Source organism: Flavobacterium sp. (assembly GCF_039930565.1).
GTDB lineage: Bacteria > Bacteroidota > Bacteroidia > Flavobacteriales > Flavobacteriaceae > Flavobacterium.
Genome location: NZ_JBDTTP010000067.1, coordinates 1 through 22,816 on the forward strand (window position 1 = coordinate 1; position 22,816 = coordinate 22,816).

The window sequence follows — 22,816 nt, forward strand, 5'->3', positions numbered from 1 at the left end:
TTATCAAACTGGTGATAATCTTTGATGCTTTGTTCGAAAACAGAATAGGCTAATTTTGAAAACATATCTTTATTTTTTAGAGAGACAAAGATACTTTTTATACTTTTATACTTGTGAAAAATAATCTGTTTTTCGATTACAAAATTCCCATTTACTAACAATTCTAAAATTTAAATATGAAAATTCATTATATATCTGAAAATAACAGCATTTTAAATCATTTTTTGAGTGAGATTAGAAACATAAATATTCAGAATGACAGTATGCGTTTTCGAAGAAATATTGAACGGATTGGTGAAATTATGGCGTATGAACTGAGTAAGGATTTATCCTATAAGAATGTCGAAATTGAAACTCCTCTTGGTATTAAAAAAACTACCGAAATAGCCGATGATTTAGTTTTATGTTCTATCCTAAGGGCTGGACTACCACTACATAATGGCTTTCTTAATTATTTTGACCATGCAGAAAACAGCTTTGTTTCGGCTAGCAGACATCATCCCAATAATGATGATAATTTTGAAATTCTGGTTGAATATCAGGCAATTTCCAACTTAAACAATAAAACTGTTTTGCTTCTTGATCCAATGCTTGCAACGGGTCAATCTATAGTGGCAGTTCATCAAAAATTAATTGAGAATGCCACTCCAAACGAAATTCATATCGTTGTGGTTATTGCAGCACCTGAGGGAATCGCATTTCTGAAAAAAAATCTTCCTGAAAACTGTCATTTATGGGTGGCTTCTTTAGATGAAAAATTAAACGACAAAAACTACATTGTTCCAGGGCTTGGCGACGCTGGTGATCTTGCTTACGGAAGTAAATTATAATTGTGAGAAAAAAGTAAACAAACTGCACAAAATAAGTACATAAAATACAATTTCGTTATTTAGTTTTTGCTTTGCATACTGCACATGGCTTGATGCCATTATTGTTAGTGGAACAATGCTGAATAATAACAAATCATTACTTTTATCAGGAGAAATAAGGAAAACCGCCACCGCAATAAAAAAATAAGCAACCGTTTTTTTATAGGAAATATGCACTATTTGAGGTCTGTCTGATAAAGTCATTAACATTGAAACAACAAAAAACAATGCTACAGCCACATATATAGAAAAAGCTCCATTTTCGTAATTATTCTTAAAATAGTCTATCCTTAAATCGATGACAGCACGATTTCGAATAAATTCTACGGCATCAAATTTAAAAATTAACGATACCATTAAAAACAACGAAGCAACTCCCAGAAAAGCAATAAAAGGTAAAACCCAATTCCTGTAATCTCTGGAAACATGAAAAATTATGGAAATAAAAACCAATATCAGGAAAAGTATGCACCAAAATTGAAATAAGGATGCAATAAGAATCCAGAAGGAAGCATCAAATATTTTCTCTTTAGAAGCCTTTAATGACTGGAGAGAAATTAATCTTCGAATTGCCAGTAAAATAAAAAAATTGGCATACAATACATTTGGATTGTTAAATATTCCAGGGAAAAATAAGAGAAATAATAAATAGAAAAATATCGCGTAACCATTGTCCTTACTAAGTCCGTTTTTTTTAATTATAAAATTAACAAGGAAAAAAGAAGCAAAAATAAAACACAGGAAACTTATCTTCTGGAATACCAAAAAATAAGAACTTGTCCAGGAAACTTCCTGAATTTGAAACAGAAAAAAGAAAACCAGTATTAAAATTACAACCAAAGAATAATTTAATGGTGTAGATTTTTTAAAAACACTTGTTATCATAAGGATATTTTATACTTTTGTGATTGTAAATATAATACTTGTTTAAAAAGGAAAACCCAACAAGTTGAAAAAAAATTCTATAACTGAATTTATACCTCAACGCGTTACAACAATAATAACATATAATTTTATAAATTATGAAAGCTTTTTTCGAAGGAATACAATCACTTTTCGTTGATTTTTTATTCAAACCACTTGATGGATTACGTCATTTAGAACTTATTACCTGGTTTGGTGCCAACACAATTAACTGGATTTTTATGATTATTTGTGCAGGCGCAATTGTTTACTGGATTAAACAATTACGCATTTTTGATGCAGCCGGAACAGAAAAACAAGATACAACAGCTCACTCTTTTTTCAAATAAAATCTATCTCAAAAGAGTTAGAATTATTTTAAAGTAAATCAAAGCCAATATCTTTTCTAAAATACATCTTATCAAAATTTAGTTTATCTATGTTTTGGTAAGATTTTTTTATGGCTTGTTGGAAATCGTCTCCGTATGATGTTACCGTTAAAACACGTCCTCCGTTACTTAAAACTTTTCCGTTTTCTAATTTTGTTCCCGCGTGGAAAACTATAGAATCTGTAATATTTTCTAAACCGGTAATCTCTTTTCCTTTTTCGAAATCTTCAGGATATCCGCCGGAAACCAACATAATTGTTGTGGCGCTTCTTGAATCAACTTCTAATTCAAAAGCATCCAATTTCTGATCTGCAACAGATTGAAATAATTCAACCAGATCTGATTTTAATCTTGGTACTACAACCTCAGTTTCAGGATCACCCATTCTTACGTTATACTCAATAACAATTGGTTCATTTTTTACATTAATCAAACCAATAAATACAAATCCTTTGTATTCGATTCCGTCTTTTTGAAAACCTTCAATTGTTGGCTTTACGATGCGGGTTTCAATTTTTTCCATCAAAACAGCATCAACATAAGGAACCGGAGAAACCGCTCCCATCCCGCCAGTGTTTAATCCTGTATCACCTTCGCCAATACGCTTATAATCTTTGGCAGTTGGTAAAATTTTATAACTTTTTCCGTCTGTTAAAACGAAACAGCTCAATTCAATTCCGTCCAAAAATTCTTCAATAACCACTTTTGAACTCGCAGCGCCAAATTTTTCGTGGACCAGCATATTCCTTAATTCCGTTTTAGCTTCTTCAAGATCCTGGATAATCAAAACACCTTTTCCGGCAGCTAAACCGTCAGCTTTAAGAACGTATGGAGGCTGTAATGTTTCTAAAAAGTCACATCCCTTTTCAACTGTTTCGGCAGTAAAACTGTCATAAGCTGCTGTTGGAATGTTGTGTTTCATCAGGAATTCTTTAGCAAATTCTTTACTTCCTTCTAATTGAGCTCCTAATTTTGATGGCCCGATAACAGGAATATGTTTTAGACTTTCGTCATTTTTGAAATAATCGTAAATACCTTTTACCAATGGATCTTCTGGTCCTACCACAACCATTTTTACATTTTCTTTTAATACAAATGCTTTTATGGCATCAAAATCGGTTGGAGACATGGCAACATTTGTGGCAATACCGGCAGTTCCCGCGTTTCCTGGTGCAACAAAAAGTTTTTCGCAAAGCGGACTCTGAATCATTTTCCATGCAAATGCATGCTCTCTTCCGCCTGATCCCAATAATAAAATTGTCATGTGTTGTTGTATTTTAGTTGTGGTGCAAAAATAATTGCTTTTGCACGTAAAAAATAATTAAATCTTAAAAAGTTGTTGATTCTTCACTGTTAGTAATTGTATAATATTATTTTTGATGAAAATTATCCCTCAAATGATTTCTCTTTTCGACCTTTCCCTTCAATTAAATGGTTTTCCGATAAAGGAAGCAAAAGCCGATTTGGATGCAATTATAAATTTATCCGAAGAAGAATATACCATATTTCTTCAAAAGAAAAAAGGCGAAATTGTTGCTTTTCACTTGCAGAACAATCCATTTTACAACGAATTAGTTGGGACTAAAATTGCTCCTAAATGGGAAAATCTTCCTGTTTTGAATAAACAAAATTTACAGAAACCACTCGAAAAAAGGCTTTCAAATGGATATTCCAGAAAAAATGTATACCTCAACAAAACATCAGGATCCAGCGGAACTCCATTTGTTTTTGCTAAAGATAAATATTGTCATGCCTTAACCTGGGCTTCCATTTTTATGCGTTTTGGCTGGCATAAAATCGATTTTAATCGGTCGTATCAGGCACGATTTTACGGTATTCCAATGGATTTTACTGGATATCAAAAAGAACGAATTAAAGATTTTTTGACACATCGTTTCCGTTTTCCGGTTTTTGATTTATCTGATGCCGTTTTGGGAAAATACCTGCGAAAATTCAAAACTGAAAAATTTGATTACATAAATGGCTACACCAGTTCTATTGTTTTATTTGCTAAATATTTAGAGCAAAAAAACATTGTCCTAAAAGAAATCTGTCCAACATTAAAAGCATGTTTTGTCACATCAGAAATGCTTTTTGAATCGGATAAAAAATTGTTGGAAAAACAATTCGGAATTTCAATTATTAATGAATACGGTGCTTCTGAGCTTGATTTAATAGCTTTTGAAAACCCTCAAGGCGAATGGCAGGTAAATTCTGAAACACTTTTTGTTGAAATTTTGGATGAAAATAATCAGGTTTTGCCTTATGGAAAAGAAGGCCGAATCGTAATTACTTCTTTGTTCAATAAAGCGCATCCTTTCATCAGGTATGATATTGGTGACATTGGAATTTTAGACGAAAAAAGTACTCCACAGAAACCAATTCTGAAGAAACTGACTGGAAGAACCAATGATGTTGCTATTTTACCCAGCGGAAAAAAATCTCCGGGTCTGACCTTTTATTATGTAACCAAAAGTATTGTTGAAGATGACGGAAACGTAAAAGAATTTATCATTAAACAAACGCAATTAGACACTTTTGAAATTGAATATGTTAGTGAAAAAGAACTAAATGCCAATCAGATTCAAAAAATAAAAGAAGCAATTGCCTTGTATTTGGAACCGAATTTAAATTTTAGTTTTACTAAAAAAACAATTTTAGAAAGAAGTAAAGGCGGTAAATTAAAACAGTTTAAATCATTTTTATAACATAAATAAAATCTTACATTTGTTTTTTTAATTAAAAAACTTATGGACGATCATTCTTTACTTTCAGAAGAAACCATTTCTAATAAAATATATTTTATCCGCGGTCAAAAAGTGATGCTTGCACTTGATTTAGCATTACTATAAGAAGTAGAAACCAAACGATTAAATGAACAGGTAAAAAGGAACTTATCACGATTTCCGGAAGATTTTATGTTTCAGCTTAATGAGACTGAATTTGAAAACTTGAAGTCGCAAATTGCGACTTCAAGTTGGGGCGGAAGCAGGACACTCCCTTTTGCATTTACTGAACATGGTATACTTATGCTCTCAAGCGTTCTGAAAAGCGATAAAGCAATCCAAACCAATATTCAGATTATGCGGATTTTTACAAAAGTGCGGGAAATGCTTTTGGATACTACCGAAATGAAAATTGACATTCTCAAGATTCAGAAGAAACTGGAAAATCATGATAAAAATATAGAACTGGTTTTTTCATATTTGGATGAACTAAACGAGAAAAAAGAAATCGAAAGTAACAGGGTCAAAATCGGTTACAAAAAATAAAAAACCAGCGTATAAAAAGATTGAAGAAAATATCTCAATCTGTCTTAAATCCAATTTAAACTTTACTTTTGTCAAAAGAAGTTTTTAGAAAGAAGCTGACCGACCTATGAAAATTACAATAATCGCTGGTGCAAGACCTAATTTTATAAAAATAGCTCCCATTATTAACGCTTTAAAAAGCAAGCAAATGGAAGGTTTTGACATTTCATTTCGTTTGGTACATACTGGCCAGCACTATGATAAAAACCTAAGTGATACTTTTTTTGAAGAATTAAACATTCCGAAACCGAATGCAAATTTAGAGGTAAAAAGTGGTTCACAGGCGGAACAAACCGCTGCAATAATGATTGCTTTTGAGAAAGAACTGATTCAAAACCCTTGCGATTTGGTTCTCGTTGTTGGCGATGTAAACTCAACAATGGCCTGTGCAATTGTCGCTAAAAAATGTAATACGAAAGTTGCGCATGTTGAGGCAGGAATACGTTCAGGGGATTTGTCAATGCCGGAAGAAATCAACCGGATGGTGACAGACAGCATTACCGATTATTTTTTTACTACCTCAACTTCAGCTTCTGAAAATTTATTGAAATATGGTTCAGATCCTGCGAATATTCATTTTGTGGGGAATGTCATGATCGATACTTTATATCAAAACATTGAAAGAATCTCTGTACCTGATTTTTGGAAAGAACAGCAATTACAGGAAAAAAATTATATCATTCTGACCTTGCATCGTCCTGGAAATGTTGACGAAGTTTCATCACTTGTCGAATTACTGTACGGAATCGACAATTTAGTTAATGACAAAAAAATACTGTTTCCAATTCATCCCAGAACACAGGCAATTTTAAGTGAAAGTGAAACCCAATTCAAAAACATTATTTTTGTTGCACCGCAAGGCTATTTGAATTTTATGTTTTTAATCAAAAACAGTTTTGCCGTTATTACCGACAGCGGCGGAATTTCTGAAGAAACAACTGTTCTGGGAATACCCTGTTTTACGATGCGGGATAATACCGAAAGACCTGAGACCGAAACTATTGGCACAAATACTATTGTGGGAACTTCATTTGTAAACCTGAAAAAAACTTTTGATTCTTTTTTAGAAAATGGACAAAAGAAATCCGGAATTCCTGATTTATGGGATGGAAAAGCTTCAGAAAGAATTATCTCCATATTACTGAATAAAAAATAATGAAGGCCATTTTAATAATATCTAATTATTACCCCCCGGAAAAAGGTGCTGCGGCCAATCGAATTGAACAATTGGCCTTGAAATTAAACCAGAACAACTATTCGGTTACTGTTATTTGCCCATTGCCCAATTATCCAAAAGGTGAATTATTTCCCGAATACAAAGGCCGTTTTTCAGTTTCGGAAAAACTACAAAATATTACCGTAAAAAGACTTTGGATTTATCCAAGTAACAGTCACATGATTGTGAAAAGGATATTTTCGACACTTTCTTTTTCGATGTCATTATTCTTTTATTTGGTATTTAAAAAAACACCGGATAAAGTAATTGTACAGTCGCCTCCGTTATTATTATCATTTATTTCTGTTTTGATTCTTTCGCTTAAGCGGAAAAAAACAATCCTGAATGTTTCTGATTTGTGGCCAATTGCTGCTATTGAACTCAAAGTAATGAAATCAAATAGCCTGTCGCATAAAACGGCATTGTTTTTTGAACGTTTTATTTATAAAAAAGCAACTCTCATTTTTGGACAATCCGAAGAAATTATCACGCATATTCATTCTCTTTTTCCAAATAAGAACTGCTCTTTATACCGTAATTATCCGGATCATTTTATAGAAAATATTGACTTTGTAAATGATGATAATATCTCCACAATTAAATTATTTTATGCAGGATTATTAGGTGTTGCACAGGGAATTTTTGAATTGATACAACAATTACAAATTCAAAACCTCAACATCGAATTGCATATTTTTGGTGACGGAGCCGAAAAGCAACAAATCGAATTATTCCTGGCTGAAAATCCGGATAAAAAAATATTCTTTCACGGAATGCTGGAAAGAAATGCTTTGCACAATACATTAAAAACTTTTGATATTGCGCTTGTTCCTTTAAAAACAAGAATTTACGGATCTGTTCCGTCAAAAATATTTGAGTACAGCGCATTGGGTTTCCCTATCCTTTATTTTGGAGGCGGTGAAGGCGAAAACATCGTGAAAGATAATAATCTTGGCTGGATTGCGCCAGTTGAGGATTTTGAAAGCCTAAATGCAACTTTAATAGAAATTGACAGCGAAGGCAAAGAAGCTATCCATTTAATGAAAAAAGCGGTTTTTAATCATGCCAAACTTCATTTTAATCTGAATAACCAAATAAATGAACTTATTAAAAAAGAGGTTTTTTAATACGCCTTTTTATCTCCTGTGAGGATATTGTAAATTGTCGTGAGAATGATTTTCATATCTAATAAAATAGACCAGTTTTCCAGATAAAAAATATCATATTTAAATCGGTTTATGATATCATAATCTGATTCTATTTCTCCTCGAAAACCTTTAGTTTGAGCCAAACCGGTAATTCCTGGTTTTATAAAATGGCGCATCATAAATTTGTTAACCTTAAGCGTATATTCCTTATTATAACTCACCATATGCGGTCTTGGGCCTACTACCGACATATCTCCCAAAAGAACATTAAAAAATTGAGGTAATTCGTCTATACTTGTTTTTCTAATTATTTTACCAATTTTGGTAACTCTGGTATCATTTTTTGAAACCTGATTCATAGTTGATACTACTCTGTTCTTTTGCATAGACCGAAATTTATAGCAACTAAATTCCTTGTTATTAAGGCCGTTGCGTTTTTGATTAAAAAAAACAGGCCCTTTGGATTCTAATTTTATTAAAATTCCCAAAATTGGAATCACCCATGAAAGGATTCCCAAAATAATGATAAGTGAAAAAATGATATCGAAGCCTCGTTTGGCCATCTTATATAAATTTTCATCGAGCCTAATATTTCTAAGTGCAATTACCGGAATATAATCATAATACTGGAGGATGAAATTTCTAAAAAATATTTGATTTCCATCCGGAATAAATTTTAAGGTTTTTAAATTTATATCTGCGAAATCAATAATTTCATTCATTTTTTTTTCTGACAAACCTGTAATTGAACAGTATATTTCATCAATATTATTATTCGTTACGAAATCAAACATTTCCTGAACTTGTATGTTTTTGATCTGTTCAGATTCAAAAACATGAATCAGCTCATACCCATAATCCAGATTTTCAATAAAGAAATTTCGCAGGGGAGCGATACTTTTGCTATTTCCAATTACTACCACTTTTCTATGGTTTCCTCCAAAAATTACCCGGTACTTTTGAAGAAAAAAGAAAATAGAAAATTTTATAAATAATATAAAATTGAACGAAATGAAAAGAAAAATAATAAGCCGTTTGAAACTGTTTTCATCAGTATAAAAGAAAGCCAAAGCAAAAACAACGATACCAAACATGCTGGCTTGTTTCAGGCTGCAATTTAAAATGGATATTACTTTTGAAAATCGGTATACTTCATAAAATCCTAAATGCAAGGCAATGGCAATCCATCCAAAATTCAATACCGCGAAAAATACAATGTTTTCTATTGGGAAATCAGCAATAAAAACAGCAAAAAAATTGATGATTACCAAATCTATCAAATAGGAAAAAGGACGAATATATCCTGAATATCTTCCTGTTCTGGTGCGCATTATTTTATATAATTAGAAAAATCCTTATGCTCTTCTTTTAAAAGTTCTTCTTTTGAAAGTGACCTGAAATAGTCATATGTTATTTTCATTCCTTCAGAACGGCTTACTTTTGCTTCCCAGCCCAATAATTCTTTTGCTTTTGTTGTGTCTGGCTGACGCTGTAAAGGATCATTAACCGGTAAAGGATGATAGACCACTTTTTGATTAGTTCCTGTAAGTTTTATGATTTCATCTGCAAAATCCTTAATTGTAATTTCGTCAGGATTTCCAATATTTACAGGATATACATAATCTGAATGCAATAATCTAAAAATTCCTTCTACCTGATCATCCACATAACAAAAGGAACGGGTTTGCATTCCGTCGCCAAAAATGGTTAAATCTTCTCCACGAAGCGCCTGACCTATAAATGCCGGAATTACACGGCCATCATTAAGACGCATTCTTGGACCATAGGTGTTAAAAATTCGAACTATTCGGGTTTCTACACCGTGAAAAGTATGATAGGCCATTGTTATAGATTCCTGAAAACGTTTTGCTTCATCATACACCCCTCGTGGCCCTATTGTATTAACATTTCCATAATATTCTTCTGTTTGTGGATGAACCAAAGGATCTCCATATACTTCAGAGGTGGAAGCAATTAAAATTCTTGCTTTCTTTACTCGGGCAAGGCCTAATAAATTATGGGTTCCTAATGAACCAACTTTTAAGGTCTGGATCGGAATTTTTAAATAATCGATGGGACTTGCCGGTGAAGCAAAGTGCAAAATATAATCTAAATCACCTGGAACGTGCACAAATTTGGTGATGTCATGATGGTAAAACTCAAAATGTTCTAATTTAAATAAATGCTCAATATTTTTAAGATCCCCAGTAATCAGATTATCCATTCCGATAACATAATAACCTTCCTTAATAAACCTGTCACACAAATGTGATCCTAAAAATCCTGCTGCCCCGGTAATAAGTATTCTTTTCATAGTAATGGTTTACAGGAGCAAATTTACTTCATTCAGTTTTATAAAATCAACTTCGTATTTATCTTTTTTCAATCCAAAATAAAAATCTGCTATAGATGTTTTATTTAATGTTTAAAATTTGTTCTAAAATTTTAATCGTAATCAGATACGTGGGTTTTACACCAGTAGTTCCTAATCCGCCAGAAGCTAGTGTGCTGCCGGTTTCCAAAGGATTATCTGAAGCATAATAAGCATATCTTACTTTGATATCATGGGGCACACTTTTTCTGATTTTTGATGCTGACTGGATTGCTTTTTGATAATAGGAACCTTCCATTTCAAGACCAATTACACCCCAGGTTGATTCATGGAAAAATTTTAATAATTCTCTGTTTTGTAATGAAGTCCCTAAAACCGTAACCATGGCACCTTCAAAAACAGCAATGTCGTTTCCTTCAAACATGGCGCCTGTTAATTCATTTTCAAAGAAATAATTATCCGCTGTTCCTTCATTTATATGTGCTGAGGGAATCATAATATCGCCTTTTCCTCCTTCCAGAATTCCGGCTTTTCCCATTATCGAAACCGATTTTACATTTAAAAGCGTTTCTTTTTTAAAGGGTTTTAAAAGTTCATCGATCGTTTCGTATGCCTGTTCTCCAAAAGCATAATCCATTACAATCAGAACCGGTTTTTCTTCATCAAGCTTGGTTTTTGGAAAAGCAGTTTTTGTCCAGTCAATTTTAGCTGTATCAAAAATCTGAACATCAATGTTGGTTCCTGAAGTATCAGGCAACGAAATCATTCCGTTTTTTGAAGCCAGCTCTTCTACAATATCTCTCGTTTCTTTAGCGGCGGATTTGCTTAATTCTTCATAAATAAAAAAGTCCGTTTTATCCTTAAATTTTGATTTTAATAAAGGAGTGGCAAAAATCGAATTCATTACACTGTGCATGTTGGCACTAATAATATGAAGAGGTCTTTTTAAAAGATTTTTTTCTTTTAAAACTTCTTTGATATTGGTTGCCCAGATTTCTCCATGAATATGGTGACCCAGACGTTCTCTCAAGACCGGGCTGAAAGTGATCGTCCTTTTATTATTATCGATCATTTCTTCCAGAGCCAGTTTCCCTAACCAGTAAATTACATGCAGGAAACGATCGGGAGCATTTTCTGAACCAAAAGCATCATAAATATCCAAAACCTCTTCAAAAGTTCTGGCTAAAATATTTGCCACGTGCGAAATCGCTTTTTCCTTTTCTATCTGCGACAATTTTTTGGTTTGCGTTACGGTTTGCTCCAATTTGAGCCAGTCGCGGGAAACTTCACCGGCATCATCCAGTAAAATCCTGTTTTTTATTTTGTGCGATTCGATAAAAATAAAGGTCAAATGCGTCAGGATATCATAAATGTCAGAACGCCCGCGTGTAATTTCTACGTTCATTTGTTCCTCGTCAATACGATAACAATTTCTTTTTCTTTTTGGAGGAACAATAGGCTGAAAATGCGATTTCGAATATCCTTCATCCGAAGTTAAATTGATGAACCGGCACTGTTCAATTCCGATTGGAAGTCTTTCTATCACGTACAAAAGTCCGTTTAGTTCTACTTTTTCTTCGGCTATGTTTCCATAAATTTCAGGACGTAAGGCTAATAATGATTCACGTAAGCTGTCCCCTGAAACGCCCATTGGTTTATAAAAACCACGGTTGAATAAGTGGCGCATCGTGATGTACATTTTTTCAATAGCAGCTGATGATTCCTGCGCTCTCGATCTTGATATATGTTTGGTTTCTTTCATGTTTTTATTTTTTTAACGTTCTCCTTTTAATGGAAGAAAATTATAATTTCTTAATTTCCAAACGGAATTAAGGTATTCTTTTTTAGAATTAATGATAATGTTTCTTTATTCCTAATAAATAAAAAAATGGAGCTAAGATTGCTAAAATCATTATAATGACTATGCAAATATCGTCCGAATCGTCTAAATCAAATTCAACTTTCATTATGTTAAATAATATAAAAGCAAGTACAATATTCGTTAATAAACAAATTAGTCTAATAATCTTTATCTCTTCTTTTTGACCATTATTTACTTTCCAGAATTTAGTTTTTACAATCAATATTATGTTAACAGTACTTACAATTAAAAATATAAAAAAGTATTCTCCTTGATCTACTGCATTTATAAAGAAAACAAGCCAAACGATAGCTGAAATTACGGTTAAAATACCTAAAATCTTTTTAATCATATTTAAATTATCAATAAATTATCCGCAATCTTTCTATCATTCGATAATCTGGGAATTTTATTCTGTCCACCCAATTTCCCTTGCGATTTCATGTATTCCTGAAATCCGTTTTTGGAAACTTTGGTTACAACCACTTTTCTCAAAACATTTCCGGTAATCAGGTCATCATAATAAATATTTTGTTTCCGCATTGAATAGTCAATAGCTTCTGCAAAAGTTTTGAGGTTTTCTGGCTCATTTTCAAATTCTATCAGCCATTCGTGATAGGGCAGTCCGCTTGAGGGATTAATTTGCGGAGCCACGGTAAATTCGTTGATTACAATATTGGTTGCCGATGTTGCTTCTTTCATCGCGTTTTCCACTTCATTGGCAATAACATGTTCTCCAAAAGCCGAGATGTAATGTTTAATACGCCCTGAAACTATTACCCTATGTGGCAGCAAACATGTAAACTGAACCGTATCGCCAATATTATAGCTCCAAAGTCCGGCGTTCGTAGAAACAATCAAAGCATAATTTACACCCAATTCTACTTCTCCAATTGTGTGTCTTTTTGGGTTTTCGGTAAAGAATTCATCGGTTTTAATAAATTCATAGAAAATTCCGGAATCCAGCAATAAGAGCATTCCTTTTTCTTTTTGGGAATCCTGATAGGCAAAAAACCCTTCAGAAGCAGGAAACAGTTCGATACTGTCCACTTTTTTACCCATCATTTTTTCAAACTTGGCACGGTAAGGTTCATAATTAACACCTCCGTAGATAAACAAATTAAAGTTTTTGAATATTTGGCTTATTTTTTTTCCACCGCTTTTTTCCTGCAAGCGCTCAAAATACATTTGCACCCAGGACGGAATTCCAGAAATTACAGACATGTCTTCGTTGATTGTTTCTTCAACAATTGCATTTACTTTAGTGTCCCAATCTTCAATACAATTGGTTTCCCACGTGGGCATTCGGTTTTTTTGGAGATATTTAGGAACAAAATGTGCTGCAATTCCGGACAGTCTTCCAAATTTGATTCCGTATTTTTCAGTCAAAATTGGGCTTCCCTGTAAAAAAATCATTTTTCCATTTACAAAATCAGCATTTCCCGTTTCATGAATATAATGCAAAATAGCATTTCGCGAAGCCTTAATATGAGTAGGCATTGATTCTTTAGTAAGCGGAATATATTTTGCTCCTGAAGTTGTTCCTGAAGTTTTAGCAAAATAAAGCGGTTTTCCTTTCCAGAGAATATTCTCCCCTCCTAATTTTACTTTTTCTATATATGACTTCAAATCTTCATAATCCCTAATTGGAACGTTTTTTTGAAAATCATCAATTGTTTTTACTTGATCAAAATGATGGTCCCTTCCAAATTCTGTTGCTTTTGCATTTTGAATCAAACTTTTAAAAACCTCTAATTGAGTTTCTACCGGTTTATGAGACCAGGTAACTGTTTGGTTGTATATTTTACGTGCAAATATTTTTGCCGCTATTGATTTAATTGACATTTTTGATGAAATTATTTTTTGTCCTTTTTATTTTTTTTATCATTCCCGGATTGCTTTTCAATTTTAACGACTTCTTCCCTTAGTTTAATTTCTTCTTCTGTCGCTTTCATATTTAAATCTTCCGGCTCATCAGCTTCAGCCAAAATAGAGTCTTTATTAAATTTAGCATATTCCAATTCCCCGTTTAATACCTTTTGAATTCCTTTTATATACGCTTCATTTTTTTTTATTGATCTTTCTAATGAGTCTGATTTTATCGCTAATTCAGTGGCATTTTTTTTTAATTGTGAAGAAGAATAACCTGGAATAAATTCACGTAATGGAGTGAAAGCTATAATAAAAGTAGTAATCAGAATTAGAAATATTCCGCCAACAGTAAACATTACGAAAACGTTCATTAAAGTAAGTCTAAATGAAAAAATCTCTTCAAAAGTATCTTCATTCAAAATAACCAATCTATTTTTAATGAATAATTTTTTTCTGAAATTCTTTTTCTTTTTATTAGTCATTATGGTTTCTTTACAAGCAAATATAGGAATTAATAGTATTGCTGATATCTGATTTAGGTAACCTAATAAACTAATTTAGTGATTTTATAAAATATTTAACGCTGTAATAAACAAATATTTTAATTCAAAAACTCAACTTGTTCGTATATTCTGTATACATTTGCAACAAAAATTTATATAAATTGCTTCGGCATTAATTTTACTATCATGGGAAGATTTGGCGTAACAGAAATCCTTATTATATTAGCAGTTGTTTTATTACTTTTTGGAGGTAAAAAAATTCCGGAATTGATGAAAGGGCTAGGAAGCGGAATTAAAGAATTTAAAAATGCAGCTAAAGATGATAATCAGCCTGCTGTAAAAAAAGAAGAAGAAGAAATTAAATAAAGAATTTTACTCTGTAGAAAAAAGTCCCAAACCACAATATATTTTGTGTTTTGGGACTTTTTTTGTAAAATTAAGCCTAATTGGACGGAGTTTTCGTTTTAGAATTTTCTAGAGAACCATCGTCAACTGAATCCTCTTTCTATCTTCATCAACCTCTGTTACCTTTACATCAACATGCTGATGCAATTTTACCACTTCGTTTACATCGCTTACAAAACCGGCTTTTAACTGCGATATATGAACCAGTCCGCTTTCCTTGATTCCGATATCAACAAAACAGCCGAAGTTGGTAATGTTGTTCACAATTCCCGGTAAAATCATTCCGGTTCGTACATCTTTAATCGATTTTACATTCGCATCAAATTCAAAAACCTTAGCCGACTTTCTTGGGTCTAATCCAGGCTTTTCGAGCTCTTTTATGATGTCTTTCAGTGTTAGTAAACCAATTTCAGGTGTAATATAGTTTTCTGCTTTAATAAGTGCTGTTTTTTCTTTGTTGGCAATTAAGTCATTTACCGAAAGTTTCAAATCTTTCGCCATTTTCTCTACAACCGGATACGCTTCAGGATGTACTGCAGAATTATCCAAAGGGTTTTTTGCATTCGAAATTCTGATAAAAGCCGCACCCTGTTGATAGGCTTTATCTCCTAAGCGAGGCACTTTTTTCAGCTGTTTTCTGTCTTCAAAAGGACCGTTTTCAGAGCGATACTGAACAATATTTTCGGCCAGCTTATCTCCTATTCCACTCACATAACTCAATAAATGTTTACTCGCCGTGTTGATATTAATTCCAACCGAATTCACACAACGGATTACTGTAGCATCAAGTTCTTCTTTTAATTTATTTTGGTCAACATCATGCTGGTACTGTCCTACTCCAATTGCTTTTGGGTCGATTTTTACCAACTCTGCCAAAGGATCTGAAAGTCGTCTTCCAATAGAAATTGAACCACGAACGGTAACATCAAAATTTGGAAATTCCTCTCTCGCAATTTTTGATGCCGAATAAACCGACGCTCCAGCCTCAGAAACTATAAAAACCTGCGGCGGTTTATCGAACGCAATTTTTTTTATGAAAAATTCGGTTTCTCTGGAAGCAGTTCCGTTTCCAATCGAGATTGCATCAATTTTATAGGAGTTCACCATCGAACGGATTTTCTTTATTGCCATAGCTTCCTCATTTTGAGGCGCATGAGGATAAATCGTTTCGTTGTATAATAAGTCACCTTTTTCATCCAGGCAAACCACTTTACAACCACTTCTGAATCCCGGATCTATGGCCAGAATTCGTTTTTCGCCCAATGGCGGCGCTAATAATAACTGGCCCAGATTGTTTGCAAAAACCTGAATCGAGTTGGCATCGGCTTTTGCTTTTGCTTCCTGCAAAGTTTCGTTTCCAATCGCCGGATTTAGTAATCTTTTGTAACTGTCTTCAATCGCCAGTTGCAAATGTGCTGTTGTACTGTTTTGCTTTTTGATGATGATTTCATCAATAATATCATACGCTTCATCCAAATCAACATCTACCTTCATTTTTACAAAACCTTCATTTTCTGCACGAAGCATGGCTAATAATCTATGTGATGGTGCTTTCGTCAAAGGCTCTTCCCAATCAAAATACTGACTGAATTTTTGGGCTCCTTCTTCTTCGCTTTTCTTTTTTACGACTTTAGTTGCAATCGTTGCTTTTCTGTTAAATAATCTACGTAACTGCTTACGGACATAAATATTTTCATTGATCCATTCTGCCACAATATCCCGTGCACCCTGAATAGCAGCTTCTTCATTAATAACATTTTCATTGATGTATTGTGTCGAAATAAAATCGACATCAACGTCATTTTCAGACAGGATGATTTTTGCCAAAGGCTCTAAACCAAATTCGCGTGCTACATCAGCCTTTGTTTTTTTCTTCTTTTTGTATGGAAGGTAAAAATCTTCGATTTCCTGTAGGTCAAAACTCTGCTCGATTTTTTGTTTCAATTCCGGCGTAAGCGATTTCTGCTCTTCTATCGATTTTAAAACAGCTTCTTTTCGTTTTACAATTGTTTCATATTCTTTTTGAAGTTTTGCAATTTGTTCAATCTGAACTTCATCCAGATTTCCGGTTGTATCTTTTCGGTAGCGGGATATAAACGGAATCGTACAATCTTCCTCTAATAATTGAACTGTTTTCTGAATGTTAATCGCTGCTGTTTGCACAGACTTGGCAATGAATTGTATGTTAGTCATTTTATGAATGAGATAATGTGTCAATTTGAAAATTAGATAATTATGTCCATCTTTTGCATTTGTAAAAAATGGATTAATTACATCGCTAAAATAATATCTTTGTTTTAATTTTTAAGCCAATGCAAATTTTATTACTCTGTTTTTTAATTGTAAATAGCATCGTTTTTATTTTAGCCGGATATGATAAGTATCAGGCAAAAATAAATAAAAGAAGAATTCCTGAAAATACGTTGTTTTTCCTGGAAACAATTGGTGGCACAATTGGATTGCTGTTGGGAATGTTATTCTTCAGACATAAAACAAGTAAACCTTCTTTTATTCTAAAATTTTCAGCTATTTTATTTATTCAGATTCTAATCGTTGTGTTTATGTTTATTTATAATAGTAATATTTTTACTATTGACTTTTTTAACGGATAAATTGGTAAAATTTAGCGATATTAACAATGTTGACAACTTTATAATCAACTGAAATTAAGATATTTAAACAACAAAACCGAATGAATTTTAAAATCCGCCCGGTTTATATTTTTATGGGTGCGAAGCACCCGATTTTTTTTGAACAATTTATTGACAAGCAATTTTATTCACTCTGTTTTGGTGTCTTCCTCCTTCAAAATCTGTTGATAAAAAGGTTTCAACCATTTCTACTGCTTGCGGAATTGATGTAAAACGTGCCGGAATACTAATAATGTTAGCGTCATTATGTAAACGTACCAAAACAGCAATTTCTTTAGTCCAGCATAAACCGGCTCTTACCTTTGGGTGTTTGTTCACCGTCATAGCAATTCCGTTTCCACTTCCGCAGATGACAATTCCAAAATCAGCTTTTCCTTCAGAAACATCATTGGCAACAGGATGACCAAAATCAGGATAATCAACAGAATCCTCAGAATCTGTTCCGTAATTGGTTACTTCATATCCTTTTGCTTTTAGCATCGCTACAATTGCTTTTTTATACTCCGGTCCGGCGTGATCGTTTCCTATCGAAATTTTCATTTTAAATACTATTAAGTTGTGTTTTGCAAATTTACTTAAACAATTTTAAAAGTTACCACTAATTACACAAATTAGAATGAATTTTATTAAATAAGAAAGCACCTTTTTAAGTAAATAAAATCTAAAAAGAGTCAGGGCAGTATTAGATTAATCCCGCAATATTTATCCCATTATAAATTTACAGATTAACTTTGCAGTAAAATATAATTCTTAAAAATTAGTATAATTCCTAGCAAAAAGATATCAATTCATAACTCACATTATACCAAACCATTATCACTTGTTAACAATTTTGATAACTCTGTAATAATCTGATCTTCAATAAATAATGAGTACTATTTTTGTTGAAATTTTAGAATGTTAATACAAAAACGTAATTCGTTGATATTCAGTTAACTTTAAATTAACATTATATGTTAATAAGTTAAGATAGAAAATTAGAAGTATTTTTTGCTTGCGTCGAAAAAAAACGTAATCCAAAACCCGAATCAAATAACCTAATAAAGTTTGAGGATTTTTTAGAAAAGTTATCAATATCAAAAATGCTATTTTCAACAAAAATTGAGTTATCAAGTTATCTACAAAATCCATTCATTTTTGGTTGTTAACCATTGTTCATTAAAATATAAAAAGACTTAAAAACTAAACCTTTAACCAAATATAAGTATGTTGATAACTCTATATAAATAAGTAAAACTCTATTTCAATACATTTAAAAATAAATTTATATCACATATTAACACACTATAATAACCATCAAAAATTAATTAAATTTAAATTTTTCTTTTTGTTGTATTTAATATATGTTGACAACTTTGAATTTTTAAAAATAAAAAAATAACTTTTTAAACTATTTTTAGTGAAATGAAAAACTAACATCTGAATTCTATTTAGAAATTTTGTATCCTTTATTATTTATATTTACCAAAATTATAAATAAGTTTTATGAATAAAATTTTACTCTTTATTTTATTGCCTTTTCTAAGTTTTGGGCAGACTAAAATTGGTGCTATAAGCGGAAAAACCAATTATGAACAGAGTGGTCAGTCTATCTCTTTCTCATCTGATGGTTTAACGATTGCCATAGGATCTGCTTTTAATGATGAAAAATTTACTAACTCAGGATTAATTAGGATTTTTCATTATGATTCTGGTCTTTGGAAACAAGTTGGAAATGACATATACGGTGAAAAAAAAGGCGAATTTGTTGGAAGGTACTTAACTTTATCTTCTGATGGTAATTTTATTATTGCATGTGGTGAAGAAGATGAATACGGACATAAATATGTAAAAATGTATCGAAATATTTCTGGTACATGGACAAAAATAAATCATAACGTTGTTATTGAAGATCGTCCTAGCTGTGTGGTGCTATCTTCTGATCAGAATGTATTGGCATTTGGTTTTGGCGAATCGGATAGGGTGACAATCTATAGAAATAACTCGGGAACTTGGGATAAAATTGGAAATACTTTATATGGCGAGGGAAGTTATAATCAATTCGGTTTTAGTATTTCTCTCTCTTCAGATGGATCCAAGATTGCAATTGGTGGCTATAGAAACAGTAACAGTATTGTTGATTCCGGTCATGTAAGAGTATTTTCTAATGTATCTGATAATTGGGTACAAGTAGGTGCTGATATCGATGGAAAGGTTAAAAACGGCAATAGTGGCTATTCTGTTTCTTTATCATCTGATGGAAATACACTGGCTGTTGGTGCACCTGGCAGATATATGAATACAAGTTTAGGATCTGTATATGTTTATAGAAATGTTAATGGAAGCTGGAAACAGGTTGGCTCAACACTTTCCGGAACTCAGCTAAATAATCATATTGGTCTTCAGGTTGCTCTATCTGCAGACGGTTCAATATTAGCATTTAGTGACGATCAAAATAGTGATAGTTTCTATAATGCAGGCCAGGTAAAGATTTTTAAAAACTTTTCGGATACATGGAAGCAGACAGGAAATAATATTAATGGGGAGGGATATGATTTAAGCGGTCAGAAAATTGCTCTTTCGCCAGATGGATCAATGGTTGCTGTTACTTCTCTGGATGATGGGGAAGGTGTAAGCAGAGGAGAAGTCAGAATTTATTCATTATCTAATATTTTAAGTACAGACAAATATGTGTTAGAAAACTTTAATCTATATCCTAATCCTTCATCTGAAATCGTAAACATTAATCTAAATAAAAATTTAACATTACAAAAAGTAAATATTTACAACACATTAGGCCAATTGATTAAAACAGAAAACAGCAATATTATTTCCATAAGCTCTTTATTTCACGGAACTTATTATTTTGAGATAATTACTGATAAAGGAAAGGCAACTAAGACTGTATTAGTAAGATAGAAATAAATAAAAATACTTTTAAAAAGCTCCCATTATGGGAGCTTTTTTTTTTAAAATCTAAACAACCTGAAGAGGATTATTAAAATTATCCAATATTTCCAGAACCCTTTCAAAATCATTTGGATGTACTTTGAGTTTAATACCACCCAGCGCTGCCGAATACATTGGAACGACAGATAAAGTAATTTCGTTTTCAAAAAAATAAAGAATTCCTTCCTGATCTAATAAATGTTTAAGAATAACCGTTTCGTGGTCATAATTAAATATGGCGATTGTTTTAAAGCTTTCCATAAAGGTCTTTTTATAAAGATACTAAGTTATAATTTTAATAATTCTAATTGTTAAAATCTGTTATCTGATATCTTATTTGTAATTTTAAACTTTATAAGAAAAGATATATGAGTAAGAAAATTAGAAAACCGATAAACAATGAGAGTGATTTCTCTAGTAAAATTTTAAAAGTTTTATCGAAAAATGCGAATAAAGCATTCAATTATAAACAAATAGGAGCAAAGCTCGAACTTGATGATACCAAAAGCAGAAACCAGATTATAAAAGATTTAAAAATACTGGCTGCTTCAAAAAAGATTATAGAAGCAGAACCCGGAAAATATTTAATCAAAGCTGTCAGTGAAGATTATTACGAAGGAACAATTGATATGACCAGCAGAAAAACGGCCTATTTTGTATGTCCTGATTTTACTGAAGATGTTTTTATACCGACCAATAATTTAAATCGTGCTTTAGATAAAGACAAAGTAAAAGTATACGTTTACAACAGAAGAAAAGGAAAACGTGCTGAAGGGGAGGTTATTGAAGTTGTAGAAAGAAACAAAACAGAATTTGTTGGCGTAATTGATATTCAGCCCAATTTTGCTTTTGTTTCAACGGCAAATCCAAAAATGTATACCGATATTTTTATACCGAAAGATAAATTTGGAGAAGCAGAAAATGGAGATGTTGTTTTAGTTACTATTGAAGACTGGCCAAAAAGAGCTGATAGTCCTTTTGGTTCTGTGATTAAAGTTTTAGGAAAACCGGGAGAACACAACACAGAGATTCATGCTATTTTGGCTGAATACGGTTTACCATCAGATTTTCCGGTAGAAGTAGAGGTTTTTGCACAAAAAATAGACACTTCAATCCAGGAATCTGAAATTGCAAAACGTCGCGATATGCGTGATACGCTTACATACACAATAGATCCAAAAGATGCCAAAGATTTTGATGATGCGTTGTCTTTCAAAAAGTTAGAAAATGGAAATTACGAAATAGGAGTTCATATTGCTGATGTTTCGTATTATTTGGAAGAAGGAACCATTTTGGATGATGAAGCGTATCAAAGAGCAACTTCGGTTTATTTGGTAGATCGTGTAGTACCAATGCTTCCTGAAGTTTTATCTAATTTTGCCTGTTCATTACGTCCAAATGAAGAGAAATATACGTTCTCTGCCGTTTTTGAAGTTTCGCCAACTGCTCAGGTGATTAACCAGTGGTTTGGAAGAACAGTAATTTATTCAGATCAGCGTTTTGCTTACGAAGAAGCACAATATATAATTGAAACAAAAGACAATACAATTCCGGTTGATATTTCAATTACCGGAGATTCATATGTTGTTTCAGATGAAATTGTTGAAGCTACTTTAAAATTAGATGAATTAGCGAAGATTTTAAGAAAGAAAAGAATGGCCAATGGTGCTATTTCTTTTGATAAAGTCGAAGTAAAATTCAACCTGGATGCTGATGGAGAACCTGAAGGAGTTTATTTTAAAGTTTCAAAAGATGCCAATCATCTAATTGAGGAATTCATGCTTTTAGCGAATAGAAAAGTCGCTGAATACATTGGAAAACAAAAGAAAACGTTCATTTACAGGATTCACGACGAACCAAATGAAGACAAGTTAATTGCTATGCAAAGCGTAATTGCTAAGTTTGGATATAAAATAGATTTCCGTAACAAAGGCGATATTTCAAAGTCTTTGAATGCATTGATGGAAGAAGTAAACGGTAAAAAAGAACAAAACTTAATTGATACGCTGGCGATCAGAAGTATGAGCAAAGCCAAATATTCAACGGAGAATATTGGTCATTACGGTTTGGCTTTTGATTATTACAGCCATTTTACTTCACCAATACGTCGTTATCCGGATGTTATGGTGCATCGTTTATTACAGTTTTATCTGGACGCAGGTAAATCTGTAGATGAAGAAGTGTACGAAACAAAATGCCAGCATTGTTCGAATATGGAAAGTTTAGCGACAAATGCTGAACGTGACAGTATTAAATATATGCAGGTTAAATACATGCAGGACCATCAGGACGAAGAATTCCTTGGTGTTATTTCAGGAGTTACAGAATGGGGAATTTATGTAGAAATCGTTTCTAACAAATGCGAGGGAATGGTAAGAATCAGAGAAATAAAAGATGATTATTATACTTTCGATGAAAAGCAATATGC

The 22,816-nt window shown here is 32.5% G+C and carries 20 protein-coding genes and 1 pseudogene; 10 read left to right on the plus strand and 11 right to left on the minus strand.

What is annotated here, in order from left to right:
* The first annotated feature begins 176 nt into the window (after positions 1 to 176).
* Positions 177 to 830, plus strand: coding sequence for a uracil phosphoribosyltransferase (gene upp, locus ABI657_RS14935; protein WP_348098070.1), 654 nt, complete (start codon positions 177 to 179; stop codon positions 828 to 830).
* On the opposite strand, the gene ABI657_RS14940 is transcribed toward upp, so the two are convergent.
* Positions 825 to 1,754, minus strand: a complete 930-nt coding sequence (locus tag ABI657_RS14940; RefSeq protein WP_348098071.1) for a DUF6427 family protein — start codon at positions 1,752 to 1,754, stop codon at positions 825 to 827. The two genes, upp and ABI657_RS14940, sit on opposite strands and share 6 nt — an antisense overlap.
* Positions 1,755 to 1,891: 137 nt before the next feature.
* Between ABI657_RS14940 and ABI657_RS14945 the strand changes: the two genes are divergently transcribed.
* Positions 1,892 to 2,122, plus strand: a complete 231-nt coding sequence (locus ABI657_RS14945; RefSeq protein WP_348098072.1) for a uracil phosphoribosyltransferase — start codon at positions 1,892 to 1,894, stop codon at positions 2,120 to 2,122.
* Positions 2,123 to 2,150: 28 nt separating this feature from the next.
* Here ABI657_RS14945 and purD read toward each other — a convergent pair whose 3' ends face one another.
* The gene (gene purD, locus ABI657_RS14950) at positions 2,151 to 3,425 is read right to left on the minus strand and encodes a phosphoribosylamine--glycine ligase (RefSeq protein WP_348098073.1); all 1,275 of its coding nucleotides are present in this window, start codon (positions 3,423 to 3,425) and stop codon (positions 2,151 to 2,153) included.
* A gap of 133 nt (positions 3,426 to 3,558) precedes the next feature.
* Between purD and ABI657_RS14955 the strand changes: the two genes are divergently transcribed.
* The 4 genes and pseudogenes from ABI657_RS14955 (at position 3,559) to ABI657_RS14970 (ending at position 7,815) form a co-directional block, all read left to right on the plus strand.
* On the plus strand, positions 3,559 to 4,869 hold the full coding sequence (locus tag ABI657_RS14955) for a phenylacetate--CoA ligase family protein (protein ID WP_348098089.1): 1,311 nt from the start codon (positions 3,559 to 3,561) through the stop codon (positions 4,867 to 4,869).
* 156 nt (positions 4,870 to 5,025) lie between these two features.
* Positions 5,026 to 5,433 (plus strand): annotated as a pseudogene (locus ABI657_RS14960) (ORF6N domain-containing protein); the annotation flags it as partial.
* Between the two features lie 106 nt (positions 5,434 to 5,539).
* Positions 5,540 to 6,628: a UDP-N-acetylglucosamine 2-epimerase (non-hydrolyzing) gene (wecB, locus tag ABI657_RS14965; protein WP_348098074.1), complete on the plus strand. Its 1,089-nt coding sequence runs from the start codon at positions 5,540 to 5,542 to the stop codon at positions 6,626 to 6,628.
* Entirely contained in the window at positions 6,628 to 7,815 is a 1,188-nt protein-coding gene (locus ABI657_RS14970) for a glycosyltransferase family 4 protein (RefSeq protein ID WP_348098075.1), read from the plus strand. The genes wecB and ABI657_RS14970 overlap by 1 nt, the downstream gene beginning before the upstream one ends.
* On the opposite strand, the gene ABI657_RS14975 is transcribed toward ABI657_RS14970, so the two are convergent.
* The 6 genes from ABI657_RS14975 to ABI657_RS15000 all read right to left on the minus strand — a co-directional run bounded on the left by ABI657_RS14975 (position 7,812) and on the right by ABI657_RS15000 (position 14,383).
* Positions 7,812 to 9,167 carry an exopolysaccharide biosynthesis polyprenyl glycosylphosphotransferase gene (locus tag ABI657_RS14975; protein ID WP_348098076.1) on the minus strand — a complete coding sequence of 452 codons (1,356 nt, stop codon included), beginning with the start codon at positions 9,165 to 9,167 and terminating at the stop codon, positions 7,812 to 7,814. The two genes, ABI657_RS14970 and ABI657_RS14975, sit on opposite strands and share 4 nt — an antisense overlap.
* Positions 9,167 to 10,150: a UDP-glucuronic acid decarboxylase family protein gene (locus ABI657_RS14980; protein WP_348098077.1), complete on the minus strand. Its 984-nt coding sequence runs from the start codon at positions 10,148 to 10,150 to the stop codon at positions 9,167 to 9,169. The genes ABI657_RS14975 and ABI657_RS14980 overlap by 1 nt, the downstream gene beginning before the upstream one ends.
* Positions 10,151 to 10,250: 100 nt before the next feature.
* Complete coding sequence (locus ABI657_RS14985) at positions 10,251 to 11,930, minus strand: hypothetical protein (RefSeq protein WP_348098078.1); 1,680 nt, start codon at positions 11,928 to 11,930, stop codon at positions 10,251 to 10,253.
* 88 nt (positions 11,931 to 12,018) lie between these two features.
* A complete protein-coding gene (locus ABI657_RS14990; protein ID WP_348098079.1) occupies positions 12,019 to 12,381 on the minus strand; it encodes a hypothetical protein in 363 nt (120 codons plus the stop codon).
* Between the two features lie 2 nt (positions 12,382 to 12,383).
* The gene (locus ABI657_RS14995) at positions 12,384 to 13,874 is read right to left on the minus strand and encodes a GH3 auxin-responsive promoter family protein (RefSeq protein WP_348098080.1); all 1,491 of its coding nucleotides are present in this window, start codon (positions 13,872 to 13,874) and stop codon (positions 12,384 to 12,386) included.
* 11 nt (positions 13,875 to 13,885) lie between these two features.
* A complete protein-coding gene (locus tag ABI657_RS15000; protein WP_348098081.1) occupies positions 13,886 to 14,383 on the minus strand; it encodes a peptidase in 498 nt (165 codons plus the stop codon).
* 207 nt (positions 14,384 to 14,590) lie between these two features.
* On the opposite strand from ABI657_RS15000, the gene tatA reads away from it, so the two are divergent.
* Entirely contained in the window at positions 14,591 to 14,770 is a 180-nt protein-coding gene (tatA, locus tag ABI657_RS15005; RefSeq protein ID WP_348098082.1) for a twin-arginine translocase TatA/TatE family subunit, read from the plus strand.
* A gap of 108 nt (positions 14,771 to 14,878) precedes the next feature.
* On the opposite strand, the gene ABI657_RS15010 is transcribed toward tatA, so the two are convergent.
* Positions 14,879 to 17,002, minus strand: a complete 2,124-nt coding sequence (locus ABI657_RS15010; protein ID WP_348098083.1) for a Tex family protein — start codon at positions 17,000 to 17,002, stop codon at positions 14,879 to 14,881.
* 119 nt (positions 17,003 to 17,121) lie between these two features.
* Here ABI657_RS15010 and ABI657_RS15015 point away from each other — a divergent pair, with 119 nt between their 5' ends.
* Entirely contained in the window at positions 17,122 to 17,421 is a 300-nt protein-coding gene (locus ABI657_RS15015) for a DUF1294 domain-containing protein (RefSeq protein WP_348098084.1), read from the plus strand.
* A 147-nt stretch (positions 17,422 to 17,568) separates the two neighbouring features.
* Here the strand turns inward: ABI657_RS15015 and rpiB are convergent, their stop codons facing one another.
* Positions 17,569 to 18,000, minus strand: a complete 432-nt coding sequence (rpiB, locus tag ABI657_RS15020; protein WP_348098085.1) for a ribose 5-phosphate isomerase B — start codon at positions 17,998 to 18,000, stop codon at positions 17,569 to 17,571.
* Between the two features lie 945 nt (positions 18,001 to 18,945).
* Between rpiB and ABI657_RS15025 the strand changes: the two genes are divergently transcribed.
* Positions 18,946 to 20,358: a T9SS type A sorting domain-containing protein gene (locus tag ABI657_RS15025; protein WP_348098086.1), complete on the plus strand. Its 1,413-nt coding sequence runs from the start codon at positions 18,946 to 18,948 to the stop codon at positions 20,356 to 20,358.
* Between the two features lie 57 nt (positions 20,359 to 20,415).
* Here ABI657_RS15025 and ABI657_RS15030 read toward each other — a convergent pair whose 3' ends face one another.
* A complete protein-coding gene (locus tag ABI657_RS15030) occupies positions 20,416 to 20,649 on the minus strand; it encodes a DUF2007 domain-containing protein (RefSeq protein ID WP_348098087.1) in 234 nt (77 codons plus the stop codon).
* Positions 20,650 to 20,756: 107 nt separating this feature from the next.
* Here ABI657_RS15030 and rnr point away from each other — a divergent pair.
* Positions 20,757 to 22,816: ribonuclease R (gene rnr, locus ABI657_RS15035; protein WP_348098088.1), on the plus strand; the 2,060-nt coding region annotated here is incomplete at its 3' end.

Excerpts from the sequence above, each read along its gene's own strand:
- upp (WP_348098070.1), top strand. The coding sequence starts at position 177 with ATGAAAATTCATTATATATCTGAAAATAACAGCATTTTAAATCATTTT.
- ABI657_RS14940 (WP_348098071.1), bottom strand. The coding sequence starts at position 1,754 with ATGATAACAAGTGTTTTTAAAAAATCTACACCATTAAATTATTCTTTG.
- ABI657_RS14945 (WP_348098072.1), top strand. The coding sequence starts at position 1,892 with ATGAAAGCTTTTTTCGAAGGAATACAATCACTTTTCGTTGATTTTTTA.
- purD (WP_348098073.1), bottom strand. The coding sequence starts at position 3,425 with ATGACAATTTTATTATTGGGATCAGGCGGAAGAGAGCATGCATTTGCA.
- ABI657_RS14955 (WP_348098089.1), top strand. The coding sequence starts at position 3,559 with ATGATTTCTCTTTTCGACCTTTCCCTTCAATTAAATGGTTTTCCGATA.
- wecB (WP_348098074.1), top strand. The coding sequence starts at position 5,540 with ATGAAAATTACAATAATCGCTGGTGCAAGACCTAATTTTATAAAAATA.
- ABI657_RS14970 (WP_348098075.1), top strand. The coding sequence starts at position 6,628 with ATGAAGGCCATTTTAATAATATCTAATTATTACCCCCCGGAAAAAGGT.
- ABI657_RS14975 (WP_348098076.1), bottom strand. The coding sequence starts at position 9,167 with ATGCGCACCAGAACAGGAAGATATTCAGGATATATTCGTCCTTTTTCC.
- ABI657_RS14980 (WP_348098077.1), bottom strand. The coding sequence starts at position 10,150 with ATGAAAAGAATACTTATTACCGGGGCAGCAGGATTTTTAGGATCACAT.
- ABI657_RS14985 (WP_348098078.1), bottom strand. The coding sequence starts at position 11,930 with ATGAAAGAAACCAAACATATATCAAGATCGAGAGCGCAGGAATCATCA.
- ABI657_RS14990 (WP_348098079.1), bottom strand. The coding sequence starts at position 12,381 with ATGATTAAAAAGATTTTAGGTATTTTAACCGTAATTTCAGCTATCGTT.
- ABI657_RS14995 (WP_348098080.1), bottom strand. The coding sequence starts at position 13,874 with ATGTCAATTAAATCAATAGCGGCAAAAATATTTGCACGTAAAATATAC.
- ABI657_RS15000 (WP_348098081.1), bottom strand. The coding sequence starts at position 14,383 with ATGACTAATAAAAAGAAAAAGAATTTCAGAAAAAAATTATTCATTAAA.
- tatA (WP_348098082.1), top strand. The coding sequence starts at position 14,591 with ATGGGAAGATTTGGCGTAACAGAAATCCTTATTATATTAGCAGTTGTT.
- ABI657_RS15010 (WP_348098083.1), bottom strand. The coding sequence starts at position 17,002 with ATGACTAACATACAATTCATTGCCAAGTCTGTGCAAACAGCAGCGATT.
- ABI657_RS15015 (WP_348098084.1), top strand. The coding sequence starts at position 17,122 with ATGCAAATTTTATTACTCTGTTTTTTAATTGTAAATAGCATCGTTTTT.
- rpiB (WP_348098085.1), bottom strand. The coding sequence starts at position 18,000 with ATGAAAATTTCGATAGGAAACGATCACGCCGGACCGGAGTATAAAAAA.
- ABI657_RS15025 (WP_348098086.1), top strand. The coding sequence starts at position 18,946 with ATGAATAAAATTTTACTCTTTATTTTATTGCCTTTTCTAAGTTTTGGG.
- ABI657_RS15030 (WP_348098087.1), bottom strand. The coding sequence starts at position 20,649 with ATGGAAAGCTTTAAAACAATCGCCATATTTAATTATGACCACGAAACG.